Here is a 25,357-nt window from a genome sequence, read left to right as displayed (position 1 = left end):
GCTGCGCGGTGTCCGGGATGACAAGGTGGCCCCTAATCGGCAGCGGTGTTTCCATAGCGGCTCCACGGCCGTTCGCCCCGCACCTGCGCTGTCCAGAGCGCCCGCCAACCTCCGCCGTCGTCCCTACTCAGCTCCACCGCCCCGCCCTGGGCATAGTCGCGCCCGTCCAGCACCAGCCGCGCCCGGCATGAAGCCGGCAGACTCACCACCACGGCTCGCACGCTGACAACGGAAGCGCTGCGGCACATCGCATCCAGATCCTCCGCCGAGGGCGCGCGGGCGCCCCACCACAGGGCCAGCGGGCCCGCGGTCTGGGGCCGGCACGACGTGCGCTCGCACGTCCAGCCCTCGACCGGCCGCTCGACCGCCGCCAGACCGCGGCGACGCGACCAGACGTCGACGGCGAACTGGCGCACGCCGGGGCGCAGCACGACCGCCTCCCCCGCCGCGACATAGGCCGTCTGGGTCCCGCCGTCGCCGATCCAGACGTCGGGCGGCGCCGGGCGCGGCCAGACCAGCACCGCCGCCGCCAGCGGCAGCCCCAGCCAGCGCAGCGGCCCGCGCCACAGGCAGCAGAACAGCACGCCCAGGAAGGCGACCGGCAGGGCGATGGACGGTGCGCTCGCCACCGTCCGCACTGCGCCGGGCAGACCTGCGGTCCATTCGCCGATGGCCAGCATCAGCTCGATCCCCTTGGCGGCCAGCCACAGGAACAGGCCGCCCAGCCCCAGCGGCTCCAGCACCGCCCCGATCGCCAGCGCCGGCATGATCAGGAAGTCCGACAGCGGGGCCGTCGCTAGGTTGGCGCCGAGCCCGTACATGGCCGTCCGGTTGAAATGTTGCAGCGCGAACGGCCCGGTCGCCGCCCCCGCCACCAGGCTGGCCAGCACCGCCGCCCCGACCCAGGCGCCGACCCGCTGGACGGCGAGGATCGGCCACGGCGCGGAGATCTCGCGCGGTCGCTGCGGCCAGGCCTCGACCAGGGCGACCAGGGCGGCCGTGGCGGCGAAGGACATCTGGAAGCCCGGCGTGACGATGGCCTCGGGCTGGAGCAACAGGACCACGAAGGCGGCGACGGCCAGGGCGTGCATGGTGATGGCCTGGCGGTCGAGCAGGATGGCCAGGAAGGCGATCGAGGCGGTGACCGCGGCCCGCTCCGCCGGCGGCGGCGAGCCGGACACGACCAGATAGCTCCCGACCGCGATCAGCCCGACCCAGGCGGCGACCTTCTTGCCAGGCACGCGCAGGGCGAGCCAGGGGATCGCCGCGATCAGGAACCGGGCGAGGAAGAAGGCGAAGCCGCCGACCACGGCCATATGCAGGCCCGAGATCGAGAGGATGTGGGCCAGGCCGGAGTCGCGCATGATCTCGACCTCGGCCGGATCGAGCCACGCTTCATGCCCCGTGGTCATGGCCGCCGCCACGCCGCCGGCCCGCGCCCCTTGCCGCGCCACGATCCGCTGGGCCAGGTCGTAGCGCATCCCGTTGACGGCCATCACCGCACGGAGCCGCCACGGCGCCCGCTCCAGCCAGGCCGGCCGCGTCTCCCCGAGCGCGAAAGCCACCCCGCCCATGCGTTGGAACCAGGCATTGCGCCCGAAGTCGTAGGCGCCCGGCGCGGCGGGGGCCGGCGGCGGGTTGAGGATGGCGAACAGCCGGATCGCCTGCCCCGGCTCCGGCGCGACGCCCCGCACCGTGGCGCGGATCCTGACTGGCGTATCCTCCGGCGCCAGCCCTTCGATCCGCACCGGCGCCAGGATGACCCGCGGCCCCGCCGAGCCCGGGCTGTCGACATCGACGACCCAGGCCTCGATCACCGTCGGTTCAGCCAGCGTCGGCGCGATCGGCGCCGCAACAGCGTCGCTCCGCAACTTCGCCGCCGCCATCCCCAGGGCGAGGCAGGCAAGCAGCATCAGCGGCAGGGTCCGCGCTCGCGACCATCCCAGCCGCCGGGTCCCGCCCCACAGCCCCGTGGCCAAGACGGCCGCAAGCAGCAGCGCCCACAGCGGCGGCTCGACCTTGAAGCCGAAATAGACGGCGCAGCCGGCCCCGAAGGCCACGGGCGCCCACAACCGCCAGCGCAGGGTCTGGGCGGCGACCTGGTCCCGCAGAAACGGCCGCAAACGTGCGCTGACGCTAGGCTTTGCCGAGGCCGGCGCTATAACGCCCGCCATGACCTCCCCGTCCGACAGCTCCACGCCCGAAGTCGTCACCCGCTTCGCCCCCTCGCCGACCGGCTACCTGCACATCGGCGGAGCCAGAACAGCGTTATTCAACTATCTGTACGCCAAGGCGCGCAACGGCAAATTCCTGGTGCGCGTGGAGGACACTGACCGCGAGCGTTCGACCGACGACGCCGTGAAAGCCATCTTCGACGGCCTCAGCTGGCTTGAGCTGTTCGCCGACGAAGAGCCGGTGTTCCAGTTCGCCCGCGCCGAGCGCCACCGCGAGGTCGCCAATCAGCTGCTCGCCACCGGCCACGCCTACCGCGACTTCCTCTCGGCCGAGGAGACCGGCGCCCTGCGCGACGCCGCCAAGGCCGAGGGTCGCACCTTCGAGTCGCCCTGGCGCGACCGCGAGCCGAGCGTCGACGACCTGACACAGCCGCACACTGTCCGCTTCCGCCGCCCGCAGGGCGCGCCGGTCGTGGTCGAGGACGCGGTGCAGGGCACGGTCCGCTGGGAGTCGAGCGCGCTGGACGATCTGGTCATCCTGCGCTCGGACGGCGCCCCGACCTACAACCTCGCTGTGGTGGTCGACGACCACGACATGGGCGTCACCCACGTCATCCGCGGCGACGACCACCTGAACAACGCCGCCCGCCAGAGCCTGATCTACGACGCGCTCGGCTGGACCCGGCCGACCTTCGCCCACATCCCGCTGATCCACGGTCCGGACGGGGCCAAGCTGTCCAAACGCCACGGCGCCCAGGCGGTGCACGAGTACGCCAACATGGGCTACCTGCCCGAAGCCATGCGCAACTACCTGGCCCGCCTCGGCTGGGCGCATGGCGACGACGAACTGTTCTCCGACGAGCAGGCGCGCGAGTGGTTCGACCTCACTGGCGTCGGCAAGGCCCCAGCCCGCCTCGACTTCGACAAGCTGGCCCACGTCAACTCGCATTGGATCCGCCTGGCCGAGGACGACCGCCTGGCCAAGATGACTCTCGACGTCCATCTGGCCCGCGGCCACGACCTGGGTCCGGACGACGAGGCCCGGCTGCTGCGCGCCATGCCTTTCGTGAAGGACCGCGCCAAGACCACGCTGGAACTGGCCGATCAGACCGCCTTCACGCTGAAGGTTCGCCCGCTCGCCATCGACGACAAAGGCCGCGGCCTGCTCTCCGGCGAGTCCGGCGATCGCATCGGCCGCCTGCGCGATCGCCTCGCCCTGTTCGAAAGCTGGGACGTGTTTGCGCTCGAAGCGGAGCTCAAGGCCTTCGCCGAGGAAGAGGCCGTCGGCTTCGGCAAGATCGGCCCGGCGATGCGCGCGGCGCTGGCCGGTGGAGCCGTTTCACCCGACATCGCGAAAACGTTGGCGGCATTGGGTCGAGAAGAGAGCCTCGGCCGTTTGAATGATGCGCTGCAACAGACTATCTGACTTCCCACACGAAACACGGTGCGCCGCCTCCCCCGCGTGAGGCCGCCGACCGACGACCAAGGGGCCGAGATGACTGAACAAGCCAAACCCGCCGGCACGGCGAAACTCACCTATGGCGACAAGACCGTAGACCTGCCCGTGCTGACCGGTTCGACCGGCCCGGACGTCATCGACATCCGCAAGCTGTACGGCGCCACGGACGCCTTCACCTTCGACCCGGGCTTCACCTCGACCGCGGCTTGCGAGTCGGCGCTGACCTTCATCGACGGCGACAAGGGCGTGCTGCTGCACCGCGGCTACCCGATCGACCAGCTGGCCTCGCAGTCGAACTTCATCGAGGTCTGCCACCTGCTGCTGCACGGCGAGCTGCCGACGGCTGCGGAGTACGAGGCGTTCAAGAACAACATCACCATGCACACCATGCTGCATGCGCAGTTCGACCGCTTCTTCGAGGGCTTCCGTCGCGACGCCCACCCGATGGCGATCATGGTCGGCACCGTCGGGGCCCTGTCGGCCTTCTACCACGACAGCTTGGACATCCATGATCCGGTCCAGCGCAACATCTCGGCCATCCGTCTGGTCGCCAAGATGCCGACGATCGCGGCCCGCGCCTACAAATACCACATCGGCCAGCCGTTCGTTTCGCCGCGCAACGACCTGAGCTACGCCGAGAACTTCCTGCGCATGTGCTTCGCCGTCCCGGCCGAGGACTACAAGGTCGATCCGGCCCTGGTCCGCGCCATGGACCGCATCTTCACCCTGCACGCCGACCACGAGCAGAACGCCTCGACCTCGACCGTCCGCCTGGCCGGTTCGTCGGGCGCCAATCCGTTCGCCTGTATCGCCGCCGGCATCGCCTGCCTGTGGGGCCCGTCGCACGGCGGCGCCAACGAAGAGGCGCTGAACATGCTCAAGGAGATCGGCACCCCGGACAAGATCCCGGAGTTCATCCAGGGCGTGAAGGACCGCAAATACAAGCTGATGGGCTTCGGCCACCGCGTGTACAAGAACTACGATCCGCGCGCGAAGGTCATGCAGCAGTCGGCCTATGAAGTGCTGGCCGCCACCGGCCGCGAGAACGACCCGCTGTTCCTGGTCGCCAAGGAGCTGGAGAAGGTCGCCCTGCAGGACGAGTATTTCACCTCTCGCAAGCTGTTCCCGAACGTCGACTTCTATTCGGGCATCACCCTGTCGGCGATGGGCTTCCCGACCTCGATGTTCACCGTCCTGTTCGCCCTGGCCCGCACCGTCGGCTGGATCGCCCAGTGGCAGGAAATGATGGCCGACCCCGGTCAGAAGATCGGCCGCCCGCGCCAGCTGTACACCGGCCCGACCGAGCGCGACTACGTGCCGATCCAGAACCGCGGCTGACCCCAGACGCGACACGAATTGCGAACGCCGGCGGCCTGGGCCGCCGGCGTTTTGCGTTTCAGGGGCTCAGCTGGTCACAGGGGCGTGGCGCCGCCGAGTAATGTGAGCCGCGGCTGGACGCCCGGCGCCAGCTCGGTGATGTCGGGCGCCGCCCCGCTCCAGGTCGTCAGGGCGCCGGCCTCGGCCCTCCAGCCGAACACGCGCTCACCGCTGTCGGCGAAAAGCAGCAGTCCGCCCTCCAATGCGTGCCGCGAACCGCTCAGATCGATGGCGAAGCCGTACGGCGCCGTCTCAGCGCGTGCGGGAAGCCCGCGATCTCCCGCCTCATGACGAATCACGGACGGCGCGCCGTCGAGCCTCAGTCCGGCGCGGCGCAGGACCGCTGTCGCGAACTCGATCAGCGCCGCGGGCGGGCTCGCCTGACAGACGCGGCCGTCGTTAGCCCAGTCAAGATCCGCCAGCACCGGCGGCGGGGCGACCGGGGCCCAGCGCTGCGGTTTTGCTGAAGGCGTGTCGTCGAAGCGCTGGSGAGCCGGTTCCATGCGATTGAGCTTACAAGGCTGTAACCTGACGCCGCAAGATGGTCACAATGTCGATCGGCCGTCAGTCGCGCGCGTGTATCCAACCGGTGACGGACAGGCGCGGAGTCCGGGCCAGCCGCGTCACCATCGACACCGCATGGGTCTGGGGCACCGAGAAGATGTTGAGGGCGTTGAACGCCGGCACATAGCCCTCGGCCACGTGTCCATCGTCATCGAGGAACATGAGGACGCCGCCCCAATCGGCGCGCCATTCCGGCGTCAGGTTCAACACATAGGCGTAGAGCCGACGCTCAAGCGGGTTCTCGTCGCCATGGGCGGTCAGGAAATGTCCGGGAAGATACCGGGTGGCCATCACATCCGCGAAGGCCAGGCGTTCGTCTCCCGTCAGGCGCGCGACGAAGCCGAGGAAGTCTGGCCCGTTGAGGAACTGGTGGATGGCCTGCATCGGGGCCGCCATCGGACGACCCGCCTTGAGCTCGGCGGAGATCCGCACGGTGTCGAACATGTACTGGAGCGTGTCGTCGCTGGAGTCCGCCAGACTGCGCTCGAACTGCTCTCGCTCCGCGGGCGGCAGGGCTTCCAGATCCCGAACGCTGATGTCCAGGTCCTCGCCCTGGGTGACGTGGATCGATCGGGTCCAGTCCTCCGCGGCCTTCAGGCGTGCATGTAGACCGGCCGCCGACGAGGGCTCGAGGAAGTCAGGAATATGCAGGCGTCCGTGCCGCTCGAATACAGACCTGTAGGCGGCCGGTCGAAGCCTCGAGTTGAGGCGAAGTGGAAGCGAACCGGTCAAGAAGAGGCCTCTGATAGCAGGGCGCACAAAGGCGATGGCGACCCGCTATCTGCAAGTTAAAGTTTGGAAATCTGCCCTTTGGCCGCAGCCTTTTCCGCGATCACCCGCAGCACGGCATCGGCCGCCAGTTGTGATGGATCTGCGGAGCGATCGCCCATCCGATCGAGGGCTGCGGTCTGGCGGGCGGCCTGCTCTGCGCGGGCCTCGGAATCAGCCAGCAGGCGCCCGACCTCGGCGGCGAGCTTCTCGGGCGTGGCGTCCTTCTGGATCAGTTCGCGCGCGATTTCCTCGTCCGAGGCGTGGTTGAACAGGGTCGCGTACTTGCCCGTGAAGAAGGGCCTCATCACCGCATAACTGAGCGGCGGGAAGCGATAGGAGATGACCATCGGTGCGCCGGCCAGCGCCAGTTCGGTCGAGACGGTGCCGCTGGTGGCCAGGGCGACGGTGGCCGCCTTCATGGCCGAATACTTGTCCGCCTCAGTGACCACATGGGCGCGGAAGGGCCAGGTGGCGACGCGGGCCGTGACATCGGCGGCGACAGTGCCGGCGGCGACGACGGCGATCTCAAGCGACGGGTCCTGTCGTTTGAGGCGGGCGACCGCCGCTTCGAACACCGGGGTCATCAGCCGGATCTCGGACGGCCGACTGCCCGGCAGAACCAGCAGCAGGTTGGCGTCCGGCGCGATGCCGCGGGCGGCGCGGAAGCCGGCTGGGTCTGCGGCGCTCATGTCGACGTGCAGGGCTTGGGACCCGACGACCGTGGTCGGCAAGCCTTCCTTCTCAAACCACGGGGCGTCGAAGGCGTAGAGGGCCAGCAGGTGGTCGACGGCGGAGGCCAGGGTCTTGGCCCGTCCCGGACGCGAGGCCCAAACCTGCGGGCCTACGTACTTGATCAGGGGCACGCCCGGCAGGGCCGTCTTCAGCGCCTGGGCCACGCGGATGGTGAAGCCCCAGCTGTCGACCAGGACCACGGCGTCCGGCTTTTCGGCCACGGCCAGCGCGACGGTGTCTGCGACCCGGCGCTTGACCAGGCCATACGCCTTGATGCCCTCAAGCCAGCCGAAGATGGACAGTTCGGCGATGTCGAACGGGCTTTCGACGCCCTCGGCGGCCAGCTTGGGTCCGCCGACACCGACGAAACCGACCTCATCGCCGAGCCGCTTCTTCAGCGCCTGGGCCAGACCGGCGCCGAGCGCATCACCCGAGGCCTCGGCCGCGACCATCATGACCTTCAGATGGCGGCTCACCGGGTCTCGCCCCAGACGTAGAGGCCCAGCCGATCAGCGGCCTCGATCAGGCCGGCGCGGTCGATGACGATCAACTTGCCGGCCACGCCGCCGACGCCCGCCAGCCCTGCGGCGGCGGCCAGCTCGACGGTGCGCGCGCCCATGACCGGCATGTCGACGCGCAGGTCCTGGATCGGCTTGGGCGCCTTGCCCAGCGCGCCCTTGCGGCCCGTCGGGGCGCCGCGCAGGTCGGCGGGCAGGCCGGCGACCCGCACCAGCATGGCGTCGGTGCCCTCTTGGGCCTCCACCGCCAGCACCAGGCCGTCGCACACGACGGCGCCCTGGCCGATGTCGAGTTCCCCCGACTTCTCAGCGACGTAGAGTGCTTTCCTGAGGTCAGCCAGCTGCTCTTCGGAGGGTTGGACCGCCCCCAGCGCCCCGGCCGGCAGGGTCTCGCCGCCGAGGATGTCGTCGGCCCCCTCGACCGCATAACCCTCGGCCTCGAACAGCGACAGGATCTTGCGCAGCAGGGCGTCGTCGCCCTGGGTCGCGGCCTTGATGATGCCCGGCAGGACAAGGGCGCCCTTGAAGTCGGGCTTGAGTGTCTTGAAGTCAGGACGGTTGACTGTGCCCGCCAGACAGACGGCCGTGCAGCCGGCCTTCTTCATGGCCGCCAGGATCTTGCCGATCTCGGCCATGCCGGCGTCAATGCCGGGGTAGTGCGCAAGGTGTGGATCCGCGAAACCGGCCAGTCGGATGACAAACACCGGACGACCCTCGGCCTCGCAGCGCGCAGCCACCGAGACCGGCAGGGCGCCGCCGCCAGCGATCAGGCCGAGCTTGTTCATTTCCCCGCCCTCACTCGCCCGGAAGGCAGAGCGGGCGCTTGCCGTCTTCGCGGATGAAGGCGACGATCTCCATGATCTCGGGCAGATCCGTGTAGCCGGCCTCGACCGCATCGAGCCGCTCGGCGAAGGTCCCGCCGCCCTCGAACAGATCGCGATAGGCGGCCAGCAGCCGCCGGATGGCGTCCTTACCGTAGCCCTTCCGCTTCAATCCGATCAGGTTCAGGCCATGCAGGCGTGCGTGATTGCCCCAGGCCGAGCCGTAGGGGATGACGTCGCGCGTGACGGCGGCCAGACCGCCGACGATCGCCCCCTGCCCCACCCGCCCGTTCTGGTGCACCGCCGCCAGGCCCCCGAGGAAGACCTTGGAGCCGATGCGGGCGTGGCCGCCCAGAGTGGCGTTGTTGGCCATGACGACATTGTCGCCGACCACGCAGTCGTGGCCGACGTGGGCGCCGGTCATGAACAGGCTGTTGGAGCCGACCTTGGTGACGCCCGCCCCTTGGGGCGTGCCGCGGTTGAAGGTCGAATGCTCGCGGATGACGTTGTCCGCACCGATCTCGAGGCGGACGGTCTCGCCCTTGTAGCCGGTGTGCTGCGGATCGCCGCCGATCACCGCATAGGGATGGATGACCGTGCGCGGGCCGACCGTCGTGTCCTGCTGGACGACCGCATGGCTGTGCAGGCGCACGCCCTCGGAGAGCACCACGCCCGGCCCGACGATCGACCAGGGGCCGACCTCGACGTCGGCCGCCAGCTCAGCCTTGGCGTCAACGATAGCGGTAGGGTGAATGGCCATCAGGACACCGGGGCGTCGACGGTGACGACCATGGCGGCGAAGTCGGCCTCGGCGGCGAGCTTGTCGTCGATGAAGGTCTCGCCGCGGAATTTGAAGATGTCGCCCCGCTGCTTGGTGACGACGACCTTCATGTGCAGTTGGTCGCCCGGCCGGGCGGGCTTGCGGAAGCGGACCCCGTCGATCGACATGAACATGATGACCTTGCCTTCGACCGCCACGTCCATGGTCTTGGACATCAGCAGGGCGCCGGTCTGGGCCATGGCCTCGACGATCAGCACGCCGGGCATGACCGGATCGATCGGGAAGTGACCCGGGAAGAAGGGCTCGTTGTGAGTGACGTTCTTGACGCCCGTGATCGAGGTCCCGGCGACATAGTCCTGCGCCTTGTCGACCAGCAGGAACGGATAGCGGTGCGGCAGGCGCCGCATCACCTCGGCGTAATCGATCTTGCCCCCGGCCTCCGTATCGTCAGTCATTCCGATCTTTCCCTGCGCGAGCCTTTCCGGACGCCTGTTTGGCGAGCCAGACCGCTTCACGCAAGGATTGTCGTATCGGTTTCGCAGGATAGCCCGACCAGGTCTCGCCCGGAGGGATGTCCGCCAGCACCCCGGCGCCGCCCGCGACCCGGGCTCCCTGGCCGATCGTGATGTGATCGCCGATGCCTGCCTGGCCGCCGAACATGACGTTGTCGCCGACCGTCACCGAGCCCGAGATGCCGACATGGGCCGCCATCAGCACATTGCGGCCGATGATGCAGTTGTGGCCGATCATGACCAGGTTATCGATCTTGGTGTTCTCGCCGACGACGGTGTCGTCATAGGCCCCGCGGTCGATGCAGGTGTTGGCGCCGATGGTGACGCCGTCCTGGATGATCACTCGCCCGAGCTGGGGCACGTCGATCGGGCCCGCTTTTGATCCGGCGGCGCCGAAGCCCGCCTCGCCCAGCCGTGCTCCGGCATAGACCCGCACGCGGTCGCCGAGCAGGGCGAAGCCGATGGTCACGTTGGAGCCGATCGCGCAGTCGCGACCGATCTGGACGCCCGGGCCGATGACGGTGTTGGCGCCGATGCGCGAGCCGCGGCCGATGCGGACGCCCTCGCCGATCACAACGCCAGGCTCCAGCACGACGCTGTCGTCCTCGACGACGTCGGCGCGCGCCGCTGCGGTCGTCAGACTGAACGGGCGATGCAGCGCCAACGACGCACGAGCCCAGGCGGCTTGGGCTTCGCCAGAGACGAGAACGGCGGCGTCGGCCGGCGCGCCTTCGACCGCAGAGGCGGGCACGATCACGCAGCCCGCGCGGGTCGTCGACAGGGCCGCCAGGAATTTGCGGTCGCCGAGGAAGGCGACATCGGACGAGCCTGCGCTCCCCAAAGGCGCAACGGCGGAGATCTTTCGATCTCCGCCGCGCAGGACGTCCGCTCCGATCCTCTCCGCCAGCTCAGCGACGCTCAGCGCCGGGAGGGGTTCGAAGAATCGGGAATCAGGCATTGGCCCAGCTTACTGCTGCTGCTGAACCGGAACCGACATGCGGTTGAAGGCCGGAAGCGCCGGCATCTGGCGGTTCATGCGGGTCACGGCTTCCTGGGTGATGTCCATGGCCGGGTTGGAGGCCAGAACGCTCGAACCGTCCAGCAGCAGGCTGCAGCCCTTCTCCTGGTACAGGCCGATCACGATCGGACGGAAGGCGTCCGTCAGGGCGTTGGTCTGGACGCGACGGGTGTATTCCAGCTCGTTGGAGCGGATTTCTTCGGTCTGCTGGGTTTCACGGGCGCGCTGCTGCCAGGCGCGGCCGCGCGAGCCGTCCGGATCCGAGGCCTGACCACCCGACTGCAGGGCCTGGTACTCGGACTGGAGCCAGGTCTGCGACGGGGCGAGTTCGCCCTGCACTTCCACGGCCAGTTCGCGCAGGCGATTCACCATGCCCTGGCCGGCGGTGCTCTGAGCAAAGGCGAGGCTCGGAGTGTAGACACACACGCCGTTGATGGCCGGGCCGTGGTTGACGGCCGGCTGGGCCTGCTGGGCGGCGGCGGCCGAAGCAGCCAGCGAAGCGAGCGCAAAGGCGCCGATAGCGAGGAGTTTCATCTGTAAGCCTTTGATCGGGCCGATGGCCCGTCGGTTAGAACTGAGTAGAAGTCGAGAAGCGGAAGGTCTCGGTCTTGTCGTACGGTTCGCTGCCGAGGATTTTGCTGAGGTCGAAACGGATCGGGCCCATGGGCGAGCGCCAGTGGATGCTCAGGCCGGCCGAAGCGCGCAGCTCCAGCTCGTCCGCGATGGTCGGGTCAGGCTGACCAGCGTTCGCGCCGGACTGGATGATCGTGTAGCGGTCATCCAGCGCACCCACCGTACCGACGTCGGTGAACAGTGATGTGCGGATGCCATACTCCTCCGGAAGGCCGTTGGGAACGGTCAGTTCGAGCGTGCCGATGGCGTAGAAATTGCCGCCCAAGGCGTCCGTGGTCTGCAGATCGCGCGGGCCGATGCCGGCGGTTTCGAAGCCGCGGAAGCTGTTGCCGCCCTTGAAGAAGCGATCGTTGATGCGGATGGCGTCGCCGCCCCAGCCGGACACGTAGCCCGACGAGGCCGAGGCCGTGACCACCCACTCGGGCGAGATGCCCCAGTAGGCCGAGACGTCGGCTTCGGTCTTCACATAGTTCACGTCGCCGCCGATGCCGGCGAAGTCCTGACGCAGAGTGCCGGTCCAGCCGCGGGTCGGACGCACCGGATCGTTCCGGCGGTCGACCAGCAGGGTGTAGCCCGCCGACGAGTTCAGGAAGGAGCCGACCTGATCACACAGCGCGGTCGAGCCCTGACCGCCCGGGATACAGAAGCCGCGCGGAACGATGATCTCGTCCGACTTCAGGAAGTAGCGCGTGCTGAACAGGGTGTAGGGGTTCAGCGGGTAGGACAGGCGCAGACCGCCGCCGGTCGAGCGGTAGTCGTACGACGAGTAGTCGCTGAGGTCGTAGCGCGAGTGGAAGGCGTCGAAGCCGGCGCGCAGGTCGCGGCCGAGGAATTTGGGCTCGGTGAAGCGGAAGTCGATCTGCTGGCGCAGCGAGCCCCACTCGACGCGGGCGACCACGTTCTGGCCACGGCCGCGGAAGTTGCGCTCGGTGATGCCCAGGTTGACCACGAAGGAGTCGACCGAGCTGAAGCCCGCGCCGACCGACAGTTCGCCGGTGGGCTGTTCTTCGACGGTCACGTTGACAACCGAACGGTCGGGAGCCGAGCCGCGGGTTTCCTCGACGGTGACGTCCTTGAAGAAGCCCAGGGCGCGCAGGTTGTTGCGCGAACGCTCGACCAGCTGGCGATTGAAGGCGTCGCCCTCCGTCAGCATCATTTCGCGACGGATGACGTTGTCGAGCGTCCGGGTGTTGCCGATGACATTGATCCGCTCGACGTAGACACGCTGGCCCTCACGGATGTTGAAGGTCACGTCGACCGTGTCCGTGTCCGGATTGGCCCGGTAGGTCGGATCGATCTCGACGAAGGCGTAGCCCGCCGAACCGGCGGCGAAGGTCAGGGCGTCGACCGCGGCCTCGATCTTGTCGCTCTCGTACAGGTCGCCCTGATGGATCGGCAGCAGCAGCTTCAGGAAGTCGGGGTTCAGTCGCTCGTTCTCGGTGACCACGTCGACGGTCCCGAAGTTGTAGCGATCGCCCTCGTCCAAGGTGATGGTGACGCCGAAGGCGCTGTCGTCCGGCGACAGCTCGGCCACCGCCGACAGGACGCGGAAGTCGTAATAGCCGCGGTTGGTGTAGAATTTCCGCAGTTGCTCCCGATCGTAGTCGAGGCGGTTGGGATCGTAGTTGTCGTTCGAGCTGAACAGGCGCCACCACTGCGACTGCTTGGTGACCATCACCTCGCGCAGGTCGCTGTCCGAGAAGGCGCTGTTGCCGAGGAAGGTGATGGCGCGCACGCCGGTCTCCGGGCCCTCGTCGATCTCGAAGACCACGTCGACGCGGTTCTGCTCCAGTTGGACCAGCTTGGGCGTGACAGTGGCCGAGATCCGGCCCGACAGGCGATACAGCTCAACGATCTTGCCGACGTCCTCCTGGACGCGGGCGCGGGTGTAGATGCCGCGCGGCTTGAGGGTGACTTCCTCAAGCAGCTTGTCCTCGCCCAGGGCGCTGTTCCCTTCGAACACGACCTGGTTGATGATCGGGTTCTCGACGACATCCACGACCAGGTCGCCGTTCGGCTGAACGCCCAGCTGGACGTCTGCGAAGAGCTGGGTCCGGGTCAGGGTGTTGACCGCCACGGCCAGGACAGCCTGGTCGACCATGTCGCCCGGCTGGATCGGCAGATAGGACAGCACCGTCGTCTGGTCGATGCGCTGATTGCCGCGCACGAGGATGCGGTTGATCTGGACCCGCTGCTCTTGCGGAGATGCAGCGCGAGCCGGCGTCTGCGCCTCAATCGGCGCGCCCGGCTGCACGGCGGGAGCCGGCGGCGTCTGGGCCAGGGCCGGACCGGCGAGACCGGCGGCGACCGCAAGGACGAACAGGCTGGGGCTCAGGCCCCGAGCGAAGCGAAGGGCGGGCGCGGATTTTTGATTCATGCAGGAAACCATCGGGGGCTGGCGTCGGCTCATGCGAGCCCGCCGAGGAATTTGAACAAGCTTAGCTTTTGCAGGTCGTTCCAGGTGGCGAACAACATCAATCCCGCCAGCAAAGCAAGACCGACACGGTAGCCGACATCCTGAACCCGCGCGGGGACTGGCCTGCGCGCCACAGCTTCATAGCTGTAGAACAGCAGGTGGCCCCCATCGAGAACCGGTATAGGCAACAGATTCACAATGCCAATTCCGATTGAAACCAGGGCCGCGAAGTTGAGGAAGGTCAGGGCCAGGTTGGCGGCCATCCACATCGGGTCGGGATTGGCGCTGACGGCCTGCTGCGTGACTCCGCCGGCGGCCTTGGCGATGCCGATCGGGCCGTTCAGCAGATCGCCCGATTCCTTCCCGGTGAAGATGCGGCCGAGATAGGTCGCCGTCGTACCGACAGTGGTTCCGATCGTTTCGATGCCCTTGCCGAACGCTTCGATGGGGTTGAGGCGGCGGAAGCTGATGTCGCTCTGCTGCACGCCCATGAAGAGGCCGATCTGAGCGATCCGAACCCGACCGGCGATCTCATCGTCCACGATCTGCCGCTCGGGCGTCGCGGTCAGGATCAGTTGGCGGCCGCCGCGGTCGACGGTGAAGCGCACCGGATCCCCGGCGCTCATGACCACGCTGCGATTGACTTCCTGGCTGTCGGCGATCGGCCGGCCGTTGATGGCGACGATCAGATCGCCCCGCTCGAAGCCGGCGGCGGCGGCGGGGCTGCCCGCAACGGTCGAGTGCACGCGCGGCGCCAGGACCCGCTCGCCGATGGCGCTGAACAGCAGGGTGAGAAGCACCATGGCCAGCAGGAAATTCGCCGCAGGCCCCGCCGCGACGATCAGCATCCGCTGCCAGATCGGCTTGAAATGGAAATAGTCGCGCTCGGCGCCGGGGCCGTGCTCGGCGATGACGCGCTGGCGCAGTTCGTCCAGACCCGCCTGGTCCGGCACGCTGGAGGCGTCGAGGTCGCCCGAGAATTTGACGTAGCCGCCCAGCGGCAGCCAGGCGAGGCGCCACTCAATGCCGTGACGGTCCGTGCGGCTGAAGATGGCCTTGCCGAAACCGATCGAGAACCGGTCGACCTTCACGCCAAAGGCGCGGGCCACGAGGAAATGCCCCAGCTCGTGGATGGTGACGATGAACGTCAACACCAGGAGGAAGGGTACGATCGTGTAGAGCAGCAGGTGGCCGAAGGCGCCCATCATGCCGATTTCAAATCCTCCGCCGTTCAGGCCGCTGCGGCCAGACCGTCGACGATCGATTCCGCCACCCGTCGCGCTTGCGCATCCACGGCCAGTGCCGCGTCGCAAGCGTTTTGGGTACCGGAATCCACCCCCGAGGCCGTCACGCGCGACAAGGTGTCGGCGACGACTGAGGCAATATTGAGAAAGCCTAGCCTACGGTCAAGAAATGCGACGGCGGCCACCTCATTGGCGGCGTTGAAGACGATCGGGGCGGCCCCGCCCGCCTGCAGCGCCTCACGGGCGAGGCGAAGCGCCGGGAACCGGTCCTCATCCGGCGCTTCAAACGTCAGACGCCCCAGAGCGGCCAGGTCCAGACGGGGGGCCGGCCAGGCGATCCGGTCAGGCCAGGCCAGCGCGCAGGCGATCGGCGTCTTCATATCCGGCGGGCCCAATTGGGCCAGGGTGGAGCCGTCTATGTACTCGACGAGGCTGTGCACGATCGATTCGGGGTGCACCACGACCTCGATCCGCTCGGCGGGCATATCGAACAGATATGCCGCCTCGATCATTTCCAGGCCCTTGTTGGCCATGGTGGCGCTGTCGACGGAAATCTTGGCGCCCATGCTCCAGTTCGGATGGGCCACCGCCTGTTCCGGCGTGATGTCGGCCAGGGCTTCGCGCGGTCGAGTGCGGAACGGGCCGCCCGAGGCGGTCAGCACCAGCTTGGCCACCTGGGCCGGGCGATCGTGCGGAAAGACCTGGAAAATGGCCGAATGCTCGGAATCGACCGGAATCAGCCTGCCCCCGGCCTTGCGCACCCGCTCGATCAGAGCCGGACCGGCGCAGACCAGGCTTTCCTTGTTGGCCAGCGCCAGGGTCGCGCCGGTGGCCGCAGCAGCCCAGGCCGAGCGCAGGCCGGCCGCGCCGACGATGGAGGCCATGACCCAATCGGCCGGACGGGTCGCGGCCTCGATGACAGCCCCCTCCCCCGCCGCGACCTCGACCCCCGACCCGGCCAGGGCGTCGCGCAGCTCGTTCAGCCGCGCGGGATCGGCGGTGACCGCCAGTTTGGGCTTCCAGCGTCGGGCCTGTTCGGCCAGGCGGGCGATGTTGGCGCCGCCGGTCAGGGCTTCGACTTCAAAAGCGCCGCTGCCGGCGGCCTCGGCCTGTTCCATCAGGTCCAGGGTCGAGCAGCCGACGGACCCGGTCGAGCCGAGCACGGTGACGCGGCGGCGGATCATCCCCCCTGGCCCCCGACCGTGATCACCAGCAGGCGCGCGAGGGCGACGATGACGACGGCGAACATCAGGCCGTCGACGCGGTCCAGCAGACCGCCGTGACCGGGAATCAGCTTGCCCGCATCCTTGACGCCGTAGCGTCGCTTCAGGGCGGATTCCCAGAGGTCTCCGGCCATGGTGGCGAGGGCCGCGGCGAAGCCAAGCAGCGCGCCCCAACCCGGGTTGATGCCCATGTCGAGGAAGGTCGCCAGCAGGACGCCCGCGACCGTGCCGGCGGCCAACCCCCCGATGAAGCCGGACCAGGTCTTGTTGGGCGAGAACCGCGGCCACAGCTTGGGCCCGCCCAGCAGGCTGCCGACGAGATAGGCCAGGCTGTCAGAGGACCAGGCGATGATGAAGGCCGAGACGGTCCAGGCCAGGCCGCTTTCGGACGAGCCGTCCCGCAGCCAGATCAGCAGGATCGCGGGCCAACCGAGGTAGAGGACGCCATAGGCGGCATCCAGGGCCTCCTGCCCGCGGCTGCGCGCGAACAGGCCTGCGGCGGCGGCGCAGAACACCAGCATCACCAGCGCCAACGACAGCTGCTCGACATAGGCCGAGATCACGGAGGCGATCAGGCCGAAGGCGACGGCCCCCGCCATCAGCCGCCAGGCCGCCGAGGCGCTCATCATCGCCCATTCAACGGCCAGCAGGGCGCAGGCCAGCAGCATGAGGGCGAGGAACCAGTAGCCGCCGGCCCAGATCGCCACGACGGCGGCGGGCGCCAGCACGAAGGCCGACGCCGCTCTCAATCCTATGTCGCCGGCCCGAAACGCCATCAGCCGGCCGCCCGGGCGACGTCGGCGCCCGACGCCAGACCGCCGTAGCGACGGTCGCGGCGGCGATACTGCTCGACGACGTCGGCCAGGGCCTCGGCGCCGTAGTCGGGCCAGAGGATGTCCTGATAGACGAGCTCGGCGTAGGCGGCTTCCCAAAGCAGGAAGTTGGACAGGCGGCGCTCGCCCGAAGTGCGCACGATCACGTCGACCGGCGGACCGCCTGCGGTCGACAGACCGGCTCCGAGCGTCTCCTCGGTCAGCGGTCCGACGGCCTCGCCGGCCCGCTGACGCTCGAAGTGACGGCGGGCGGCGTCGACGATGTCGGACTGACCGCCGTAGTTGAAGGCCACCTGGAGCAGGAATTTGTCATTGTGGGCGGTGCTCGTCTCCGTGCGGGAGACGATGTCCGCGATGTCGGCCGGCAGACCCTCGCGGCGGCCCAGGATCCGGACACGGACCCCCGCCCGGTCCAGCCGCTTCAGGTCGCTGGCCACATAGGTGCGCACCAGCCCCATCAGGTCGGAGACTTCCTCGACCGGGCGGCGCCAGTTCTCGGTCGAGAAGCCGAACACCGTCAGACACTGGATGCCAAGGGTGGGGGCCGCCTCGATGGTGCGTTTCAGGGCCTGGACGCCCTCGCGATGGCCAAGCGCCCGCGGCAGGCCGCGCGCCTGCGCCCAGCGGCCATTGCCGTCCATGATCAGGGCGACATGGCGCGGCCCGTCCGGCGCGGGCGAAGGCTTCTGAGGTTCAGCGGGCATGACCAGCGGTTATCCTACGGCAAATTTCGCCGTCAAACCTGCATGATCTCGACTTCCTTGGCTTTCAAGGCCTCGTCGATGCGCTTGATGGCCGCGTCCGTGTCCTTCTGGACCTCGGTTTCCATCTTCTTCTGCTCGTCCTGGCTGATTTCGGACGCCTTCTCGGCCTTCTTCAGGTCGTCGTTGGCGTCGCGACGCACGTTGCGGACGGCGATCTTCTGCTGCTCGGAGTATTTGCCCGCCAGCTTGGCCAGGTCCTTGCGGCGCTCTTCGGTCAGCGGCGGGATCGGGATACGCAGGGTCTGGCCGTCGACGATCGGGTTCAGGCCCAGGCCGGCGGCGCGGATGGCCTTCTCGACCGAGACGACCATGCCCTTGTCCCAGACGTTGACCGAGATCATGCGCGGCTCGGGCACGCTGATGGCTGCGACCGCGTTCAGGGGCGAGGTCGAGCCGTAGGCCTCGACCTGGACCGGATCCAGCAGGCCGGCGTTGGCCCGGCCGGTGCGCAGGCCGTTGAACTCTTCCTTGAGGGCGCTGACCGCCTTGTCCATGCGGTCGCGGTAGGTCTTCAGGTCAGGCTTGGCCATGGTATTTTCTCGCGTTCTTTGATGGCTTTGGTCAGGCAGACTTAACGTTCGAAGTTATGACCGTGAAGGTCCCTTCGCCGGTCAACGTCTTCCGCAACGAACCATCCTCACGGATGGAGAAGACCACGATCGGAATGCCCGAGTCACGCATCAGGGCGATGGCCGAGGCGTCCATGACCTTGAGGTCCTTGGCCAGCACGTCGTGGTAGGTCAGGGTCTCGTAGCGGGTCGCGGTCTTATCCTTCTTGGGATCGGCCGTGTAGACGCCGTCGACGCTGGTGCCCTTCAGCAGGGCGTCGCAGCCCATTTCCGCAGCGCGCAGGGCGGCGCCGGAGTCCGTGGTGAAGAACGGCGCGCCGACGCCGGCGGCGAAGATCACCACCCGGCCCTTCTCGAGATGACGCAAAGCCCGCCGGCGCACATAGGGCTCGGCCACGGCATTCATGGTCAGGGCGCTCTGCACCCGGGTCGGCACGCCGATCTTCTCAAGCGCCGCCTGCATGGCCAGGGCGTTCATCACCGTCGCCAGCATGCCCATGTAGTCAGCCGTGGCGCGGTCCATGTCGCCGGCGGCCTTGGACACGCCGCGGAAGATGTTGCCGCCACCGATGACCAGGCAGATCTCGACGCCGTCCCGCGCCACCGAGGCCACGGCTTGGGCGACGGTCGCGACCGTGTTCTGGTCGATGCCGTAAGCCTGATCGCCCATCAGGACCTCGCCCGAGACCTTCAGCAGGACGCGCTTGTAGCGGAACTCGGAAGGGGCGTCGGGCATGGGAAGTCCTTGGGCGGGGGAATCGGCTCCTTATAGGAGGGCCCGGCGCCCGATCAAAGGCCCCGAGGCCCGCCGCCTCATAGTCGAAGGATGATGGTCTCGACGATCGGACGTCGGCTCCAGACCTGCTGGCTGGCCTTCTTGAGCGCCCTCGCCACGGCCTGTTCGACCACGATCTCGTCCTCCAGCGCCTCGCCCTTGAGTCCGCGCACGACCTGTTCGACGCGTTCGGCCAGGTCGTCGAGGATCTCGCCCAGCGGCCGGTCCTCGTCGCCCGGCAGGCCGAGGCCGCGGACGTCGATGTCCGAGACGATCTTGCCGCGCTTGTCCATGGCGAAGCTGACGATCAGGACGCCGTTCGAGGCCGCGTGCTTGCGCTCGCGCAGGGCCTCGCCGGCCTCCTCGACCAGCATGCCGCCGTCGACGAACAGGCGGCCGGACGGCACTTCGTCGATGATCCGCGCCGGCCCGGGGGCCAGCAGCACCATGTCGCCGTTGCGCGGGGTGACGGTTTCCGGGACCTGCATCTCCTTTGCCAGGAGGGCGTGCTCGGCCAGGTGGCGGCGCATGCCATGGGTCGGAACCGCCACGTGCGGCCGCGCCCACTGATACATCTGGCGCAGCTCGTCGCGGCACGGGTGGCCGGAGACGTGGATGCCGGGGTGGTCCTTCTCGGTGTAGAGGCGCACGCCCCGCTCCGAGAGCACGTCCTGCAGTCGGCCGATGGCCAGCTCGTTGCCGGGGATCATCCGCGACGAGAAGATGCAGTGGTCGCCCTTGCCCAGCTTGACGAAGGGATGGGTGCCCTCGGCCACGCGCGACAGAGCCGCCCTCGCCTCCCCCTGGCTGCCGGTGCAGAGGTAGAGGATCTCGTCGGCCGGCCAGACGCGGGCCTCCTGCTCCGACAGGAAGGGCTTCAGGTCCGACAGCATGCCGACTGATTTGGCGGCGGCGGTGATCCGGTGCATCGACCGGCCGGCCAGGGCCACCCGACGTCCTGCGGCCTCTGCGGCGCGGATCACGCTGTCCATGCGCGCGACATTGGAGGCGAAACACCCGACGGCGACCCGCCCCTTCAGCTGGCCGATCAGCTCGGCCAGCTTGACCTTCACAGCGCCCTCAGAGCCGGCGACGCCGTCCTGGAAGACGTTGGTGGAGTCGCAGATCATGGCCAGGACGCCCTCGTCGCCGAGGCGTTTGATCGTGTCCACGTCGGTGCGCTCGCCGACGACCGGATCGTTGTCGATCTTCCAGTCGCCGGTGTGCAGGACTGTGCCCAGCGGGGTCTTGATGGCCAGGCCGTTCGGCTCGGCGATCGAGTGGGTGATGGTGACCATCTCGACCTGGAACGGGCCCAGGTCGATCGAGCCGCCCAGCGGCACCTCGATCAGCTCGACCTCGTCCAGCAGGCCGGCGTCGCGCAGCTTCTCGCGGATCAGATAGGCGGTGAACGGCGTGGCGTAGAGCGGCGCCTTGATACGCGGCCACAGCCAGCCCAGGGCGCCGATGTGGTCCTCGTGCGCGTGGGTCAGTACGATGCCGCGGATGTTCTCGCCTTCGAGATAGGTCGGGTCCGGGACGATGACGTCGACGCCCGGCGTCGAGGGGTCGCCGAAGGTGACGCCGACGTCGACGACGATCCATTCGCGGTTGTCCGCCGGGCCGTAGCCGTAGGCGTTGAGGTTCATGCCGATCTCGTTCGAGCCGCCGAGCGGCAGGAAGACGAGTTCGTTGGTCTTGGTTTTTGTCATTGCTTCCCGAGATGGGTGTTCCGCCGCCAGATTTCGAGCAGGCCGCGGATGGTCAGGTCCGGATCGAACCGGTCGATGGATGTGGTGGCGCCTTCGAACAGCGAGGCGACGCCGCCGGTGCCGATGACGGTCATGGGCTTGCCCCACTCCGCCTTGATGCGTGCGACCAGGCCTTCGATCAGGGCGACATAGCCCCAGAAGACGCCGGACTGCATGTTGGAGACGGTGTCCTTGCCGATCACCTTCTCCGGCTTCTGGATCGCGATGCGCGGCAGCATGGCCGCCGCCTCGTGCAGGGCCTGGAGGCTGAGATTGATGCCGGGCGCGATAACGCCGCCCTCGAAGGCGCCGTCGGCGGCGACCACGTCGAAGGTGGTGGCCGTACCGCTGTCGATGATGATCAGGTCGCCCGGATAGACCAGGTGCGCCCCGATGGCGTTGACCAGCCGGTCAGCCCCCGCCTCGCTCGGCTTCAGGATGCGCACCGGAATGCCCAGGTCGACATTGTCGCCAATAACCAGCGGCTCGACGTGCAGATAGCGTCGCGACAGGTTGCGCAGATTGAAGATCGACTGCGGCACCACGCTGGAGATTATGCAGCCGTCCAGCTGACCGATGGTCAGGCCGCGCATGGTCAGCAGCTGGCTCAGCCAGACAGCGTACTCGTCGGCGGTGCGGCTGGCGTCGGTTGCCGTGCGCCACTGGGCGATCCACTCGCTCCCGTCATGGACCGCGAACAGCGTGTTGGTGTTGCCCTGCTCGATCGCCAGCAGCATCAGGCTTGCTCCCCGAAGAATACGTCGCCGGCCGAGATCATCCGCAGCGATCCGTCCGCCAGTCTCAGCCTCAGCGCTCCATCGGGCGCCACCCCCTCGGCGCGCCCCGCCAGCGTCTCATTCCCCAGCCGCGCGACGGCCGGACCGTCGAGCCCCGGCGTGCGGGCGCGCCAGGCGTCCAGGACGGGCTCGAAGCCCAGGGTTTCCCAGCGTTCGGCCCATATAGCGAAGGCCTCGGCCAGTTTCGCGGCCGCGCCGTCGATCGCCGGCACGGCCACCACATCGCCGCGCAAGTGCTGGGACAAAGCCGTCGCGGGCCGCTCGGTCGCCGGCGGCGCATGGGCCAGGTTCACGCCTATGCCGACGGCCAGCCACAGACCGCCGCGAGCGTGCATGCCGGACTCGACCAGGATGCCCGAGGCCTTGTCGCCCGCCAGCATCACGTCGTTGGGCCATTTGATCGTCACCAGCGACGGCGGCGCATAGGCGTCCAGCAGGTCGGCGACGGCCAGGGCCGCCACGAAGGTCACCTGGGCCGCCTCGGCCGGCGGCTTGCGCGTGGCGGTGAGCAAGGTGGCGAACAGGTTGCCCGTATCGCTCTCCCAGGCCCGGCCGCGACGCCCCCTGCCCGCGGTCTGGCTGCGCGCGACGATCCACAGCGGGCCGGTCTCGCCGGCTTCGGCCCGGCGACGGGCCTCCGCATTGGTGGAGTCGACGTGATCGAGCAGCAGGATGGGGGCGCCGGGCATCGGCGCCCTATTGGACTCCGAAGCCCTGGGCGGCGGCCTTGCTGAGCGGCTCGAGCCAGGTCAGCGCAACCATCACCAGCGGGAAGCAGAAGACCGCCGACGCCCAGGCGATGGTCTTGGCTTCGATCGGCGCCTTGTCCGTGGCCGCCGTCCCTTCCGGGGCCGGGTCGAACCACATCACCTTGATGATGCGCAGATAGTAGAAGCCGGCCACGACCGAGGCGACCAGGCCGGCTGCGCCGACCTGCCAGTAGCCCGCATCGGCGGCGGCGCCGAAGACGGCCCACTTGCCCCAGAAGCCCGACAGCGGCGGCATGCCAAGCACCGACAGCGACAGCACGGTCAGGGCCAGGGTGGTCACCGGACGATCCTTGCGAAGGCCGGCGAGGTCCTGGATGCGGCGGATCGGACGGCCGTTGCGGCTCAGCGACAGCAGGATGGCGAAGAAGCCGATCTGGTCGATGACGTACAGGGTCATGAACAGCAGCATGGCCTGGATGCCGACCGTGGTGCCGGCGACGATGCCGAGCAGGGCGTAGCCGATGTTGGCGATCGACGAATAGGCGAGCAGGCGCTGGATGTCTTTCTGGGCCAGGCCGCCGAAGGCGCCGACGGCGAAGCTGATCAGCGAGATCATAACCAGGACCTGGGCCCACTGGTCGTGCGAGCCGGCGAAGGCGCCTTCCAGGGTGCGGGCGATCAGCACCATGGCGGCGACCTTGGGGGCCGTGGCGAACAGGGCGACGACGGGGGTCGGGGCGCCTTCATAGACGTCCGGGGTCCACATGTGGAACGGCGCGGCCGAGATCTTGAAGGCCAGGCCGCAGATCAGGAACACCAGGCCGAAGATCAGGCCGGTCGACGGGTTGGCGGCGGCGAAGGCGGCGATGTCCTCGAAGCGCATCGAGCCGGCGAAGCCGTAGATCAGGCTGGCGCCGTACAGCAGCAGGCCCGACGACAGGGCGCCGAGGACGAAATACTTCAGGCCCGCTTCCGAGGCCTTCAGGTCGTCGCGGTGGAAGGCGGCCAGGACGTAGAGCGCCAGCGAGTGCAGCTCGATGCCGACGTAGAGCGAGATCAGGTCGCCCGACGAGGCCATCATGCCCATGCCGGCGGAGGCCAGCACGATCAGGATCGGATATTCGAAGCGCTCGATGCGGTTGCGGTGCATCCAGCCGTCGCCCAGCACGATGGCCACCGCACCGGCGAGGAAGATCAGCGCCTTGCCATAGACGGCCAGCGGGTCCGCGACATAGGCGCCGTTGAAGGCCTGCCCCAGCGGGCCGGTGACGGCGATGGCCGTGGCGGCGACCAGCAGCAGGGCCGAAAGGATAGACACCACGCGGGCGCTGCCGCCGAAGGCGCCGACCATGAGCAGAACCAGGCCGCCGACGGCGAGGGTCGCTTCCGGAGCCGAGAGATGAAGAGCTGTGATCAGATCAGGCATCAGGGTCTCACCCGCCGATCGCGGCGCGATAGGTGGTCGTCAGGGCCTCGACCGAGGCGGCGGTGTAGTTCAGCACCACATCCGGCTGGACGCCCAGCCAGATGGTGCCGACGATCAGCGGCACGAAGATCAGCAGCTCGCGCTTGTCGATGTCCGTGATGGTCTTCAGCGCCGGGTTGGTGATCTCGCCGAACATGACGTTGCGGTACAGCGTCAGGGCGTAGACCGCCGAGAAGATTACGCCCGAGGCCGCGAACAGCGCCGTCCAGGTCGACACCTCATAGATGCCGGTCATGGTCAGGATCTCGCCGATGAAGCCCGAGGTGCCCGGCAGGCCGACGTTGGCCATGGTGAACATCAGGAAGATGGCGGCGAACCACGGCATCTTCGACGTCAGGCCGCCGTAGAAGGCGATCTCGCGGGTGTGCATGCGGTCGTAGACCACGCCGACGCAGAGGAAGAGCGCGCCCGAGATCAGGCCGTGGCTCAGCATCTGGAAGACGGCGCCCTGCACGCCCTGATCGTTGCCGGCGAAGATGCCCATGGTCACGAAGCCCATGTGGGCGACCGACGAATAGGCGATCAGCTTCTTGATGTCGGTCTGACGGAAGGCGACCAGCGAGGTGTAGACGATGGCGATCGCCGACAGGGTGAAGACCAGCGGGGCGAACATCTCGGACGCCTGCGGGAACATCGGCAGGTTGAACAGGATGAACCCGTATCCGCCCAGCTTCAGCAGGATGCCGGCCAGGATGACCGAGCCCGCCGTCGGGGCCTGCACGTGGGCGTCGGGCAGCCAGGTGTGCACCGGCCACATCGGCATCTTCACCGCGAACGAGGCGAAGAAGGCGAGCCAGAGCAGCGGTTGGGCCTCGACCGGGAACGGGAATTCCTTGAGCGCCGGAATGCTGGTGGTGTCGGCGGTGTGCGCCATCCACAGCATGGCCAGGAGCATCAGCACCGACCCGAGCAGGGTGTAGAGGAAGAATTTGTACGCCGCATAGATGCGGTTCGCCCCGCCCCACACCCCGATGATGATGAACATCGGCACCAGGGTGCCTTCGAAGAAGATGTAGAACAGGAACAGGTCCAGCGCCGTGAAGACGCCGATGACCAGCGTCTGCAGCACCAGGAAGGCGATCATGTAGTCGACGACGCGGTCCTTGATCGTGGTCCAGCTGGCCAGAATGCACAGCGGCATCAGGAAGGCGGTCAGCAGGACGAACAGGATCGAGACCCCGTCCACGCCCAGGAAATACTGGGCGCCGGCGAACCACTCATAGCGTTCGACGAACTGATAGGCCGAGCTGGTGTGGTCGAACGAGCCGACCAGGACGACCGAGACGACCAGGGTGACGAGGGTCGTACCCAGGGCGATCCAGCGCGCGGCGTTGTCGGCCGAACCCTTGTTCAGCAGACGGGCCAGCAGGATCAGCCCCGCGCCGACCAGCGGCAGGAAGGTGACGACGCTCAGGATGAAGGGGATCTG

The 25,357-nt window shown here is 68.2% G+C and carries 23 protein-coding genes; 2 read left to right on the top strand and 21 right to left on the bottom strand.

The features are described 5' to 3' along the window. Positions 1-32: 32 nt before the first annotated feature. On the bottom strand, positions 33-2,123 hold the full coding sequence (locus ASC65_RS03300; protein WP_235561380.1) for a ComEC/Rec2 family competence protein: 2,091 nt from the start codon (positions 2,121-2,123) through the stop codon (positions 33-35). Positions 2,124-2,172: 49 nt separating this feature from the next. Here ASC65_RS03300 and gltX point away from each other — a divergent pair, with 49 nt between their 5' ends. Continuing rightward, positions 2,173-3,600: a glutamate--tRNA ligase gene (gltX, locus tag ASC65_RS03295; protein ID WP_056449519.1), complete on the top strand. Its 1,428-nt coding sequence runs from the start codon at positions 2,173-2,175 to the stop codon at positions 3,598-3,600. A 69-nt stretch (positions 3,601-3,669) separates the two neighbouring features. Continuing rightward, positions 3,670-4,971, top strand: a complete 1,302-nt coding sequence (gltA, locus tag ASC65_RS03290; protein WP_056450412.1) for a citrate synthase — start codon at positions 3,670-3,672, stop codon at positions 4,969-4,971. A gap of 74 nt (positions 4,972-5,045) precedes the next feature. On the opposite strand, the gene ASC65_RS03285 is transcribed toward gltA, so the two are convergent. From ASC65_RS03285 to ASC65_RS03190, 20 genes are all read right to left on the bottom strand, one after another. After that, complete coding sequence (locus tag ASC65_RS03285) at positions 5,046-5,513, bottom strand: hypothetical protein (RefSeq protein WP_056449516.1); 468 nt, start codon at positions 5,511-5,513, stop codon at positions 5,046-5,048. A 61-nt stretch (positions 5,514-5,574) separates the two neighbouring features. Further along, positions 5,575-6,306: a 2OG-Fe(II) oxygenase gene (locus tag ASC65_RS03280; RefSeq protein WP_056449513.1), complete on the bottom strand. Its 732-nt coding sequence runs from the start codon at positions 6,304-6,306 to the stop codon at positions 5,575-5,577. A gap of 56 nt (positions 6,307-6,362) precedes the next feature. Beyond that, positions 6,363-7,553 (bottom strand): lipid-A-disaccharide synthase, encoded by a 1,191-nt coding sequence (lpxB, locus tag ASC65_RS03275; RefSeq protein WP_056449509.1) that lies wholly within the window; start codon positions 7,551-7,553, stop codon positions 6,363-6,365. Beyond that, positions 7,550-8,380 carry a UDP-2,3-diacylglucosamine diphosphatase gene (gene lpxI, locus ASC65_RS03270; protein ID WP_056449506.1) on the bottom strand — a complete coding sequence of 277 codons (831 nt, stop codon included), beginning with the start codon at positions 8,378-8,380 and terminating at the stop codon, positions 7,550-7,552. Before lpxI ends, lpxB begins: the two co-directional genes overlap by 4 nt. Positions 8,381-8,390: 10 nt before the next feature. Further along, on the bottom strand, positions 8,391-9,176 hold the full coding sequence (gene lpxA, locus ASC65_RS03265; protein ID WP_056449503.1) for an acyl-ACP--UDP-N-acetylglucosamine O-acyltransferase: 786 nt from the start codon (positions 9,174-9,176) through the stop codon (positions 8,391-8,393). Further along, positions 9,176-9,652: a 3-hydroxyacyl-ACP dehydratase FabZ gene (gene fabZ, locus ASC65_RS03260; protein WP_056449500.1), complete on the bottom strand. Its 477-nt coding sequence runs from the start codon at positions 9,650-9,652 to the stop codon at positions 9,176-9,178. Before fabZ ends, lpxA begins: the two co-directional genes overlap by 1 nt. Further along, positions 9,645-10,667 carry a UDP-3-O-(3-hydroxymyristoyl)glucosamine N-acyltransferase gene (lpxD, locus tag ASC65_RS03255; RefSeq protein WP_056449497.1) on the bottom strand — a complete coding sequence of 341 codons (1,023 nt, stop codon included), beginning with the start codon at positions 10,665-10,667 and terminating at the stop codon, positions 9,645-9,647. The genes fabZ and lpxD overlap by 8 nt, the downstream gene beginning before the upstream one ends. Before the next feature lie 9 nt (positions 10,668-10,676). After that, positions 10,677-11,261, bottom strand: coding sequence for an OmpH family outer membrane protein (locus ASC65_RS03250; protein WP_056449494.1), 585 nt, complete (start codon positions 11,259-11,261; stop codon positions 10,677-10,679). Positions 11,262-11,295: 34 nt separating this feature from the next. After that, positions 11,296-13,737: an outer membrane protein assembly factor BamA gene (gene bamA, locus ASC65_RS03245; RefSeq protein WP_056450410.1), complete on the bottom strand. Its 2,442-nt coding sequence runs from the start codon at positions 13,735-13,737 to the stop codon at positions 11,296-11,298. 29 nt (positions 13,738-13,766) lie between these two features. Next, entirely contained in the window at positions 13,767-14,984 is a 1,218-nt protein-coding gene (locus ASC65_RS03240; protein ID WP_056449491.1) for a M50 family metallopeptidase, read from the bottom strand. Between the two features lie 23 nt (positions 14,985-15,007). Then, entirely contained in the window at positions 15,008-16,204 is a 1,197-nt protein-coding gene (dxr, locus tag ASC65_RS03235) for a 1-deoxy-D-xylulose-5-phosphate reductoisomerase (RefSeq protein ID WP_056449488.1), read from the bottom strand. After that, positions 16,201-17,019: a phosphatidate cytidylyltransferase gene (locus ASC65_RS03230; protein ID WP_056449486.1), complete on the bottom strand. Its 819-nt coding sequence runs from the start codon at positions 17,017-17,019 to the stop codon at positions 16,201-16,203. Before ASC65_RS03230 ends, dxr begins: the two co-directional genes overlap by 4 nt. After that, entirely contained in the window at positions 17,019-17,780 is a 762-nt protein-coding gene (uppS, locus tag ASC65_RS03225; RefSeq protein WP_056449482.1) for a polyprenyl diphosphate synthase, read from the bottom strand. Before uppS ends, ASC65_RS03230 begins: the two co-directional genes overlap by 1 nt. Before the next feature lie 32 nt (positions 17,781-17,812). After that, the gene (gene frr, locus ASC65_RS03220) at positions 17,813-18,370 is read right to left on the bottom strand and encodes a ribosome recycling factor (RefSeq protein ID WP_056449479.1); all 558 of its coding nucleotides are present in this window, start codon (positions 18,368-18,370) and stop codon (positions 17,813-17,815) included. A gap of 31 nt (positions 18,371-18,401) precedes the next feature. After that, positions 18,402-19,145, bottom strand: coding sequence for a UMP kinase (gene pyrH / locus ASC65_RS03215; RefSeq protein ID WP_056449476.1), 744 nt, complete (start codon positions 19,143-19,145; stop codon positions 18,402-18,404). A gap of 77 nt (positions 19,146-19,222) precedes the next feature. After that, the gene (locus tag ASC65_RS03210; protein WP_056449473.1) at positions 19,223-20,896 is read right to left on the bottom strand and encodes a ribonuclease J; all 1,674 of its coding nucleotides are present in this window, start codon (positions 20,894-20,896) and stop codon (positions 19,223-19,225) included. Then, positions 20,893-21,675 (bottom strand): type III pantothenate kinase, encoded by a 783-nt coding sequence (locus ASC65_RS03205; protein WP_056449470.1) that lies wholly within the window; start codon positions 21,673-21,675, stop codon positions 20,893-20,895. The genes ASC65_RS03210 and ASC65_RS03205 overlap by 4 nt, the downstream gene beginning before the upstream one ends. Continuing rightward, positions 21,672-22,421 (bottom strand): biotin--[acetyl-CoA-carboxylase] ligase, encoded by a 750-nt coding sequence (locus tag ASC65_RS03200; RefSeq protein WP_056449469.1) that lies wholly within the window; start codon positions 22,419-22,421, stop codon positions 21,672-21,674. Before ASC65_RS03200 ends, ASC65_RS03205 begins: the two co-directional genes overlap by 4 nt. 7 nt (positions 22,422-22,428) lie before the next feature. Further along, positions 22,429-23,868, bottom strand: a complete 1,440-nt coding sequence (gene nuoN / locus ASC65_RS03195) for an NADH-quinone oxidoreductase subunit NuoN (protein ID WP_056449468.1) — start codon at positions 23,866-23,868, stop codon at positions 22,429-22,431. A 7-nt stretch (positions 23,869-23,875) separates the two neighbouring features. Then, entirely contained in the window at positions 23,876-25,354 is a 1,479-nt protein-coding gene (locus tag ASC65_RS03190; RefSeq protein WP_056450407.1) for an NADH-quinone oxidoreductase subunit M, read from the bottom strand. Positions 25,355-25,357: the final 3 nt, after the last annotated feature.

The sequence above is a fragment of the Brevundimonas sp. Root1279 genome (assembly GCF_001425945.1).
GTDB lineage: Bacteria > Pseudomonadota > Alphaproteobacteria > Caulobacterales > Caulobacteraceae > Brevundimonas.
This window is presented reverse-complemented; position numbering and strand designations above follow the sequence as displayed.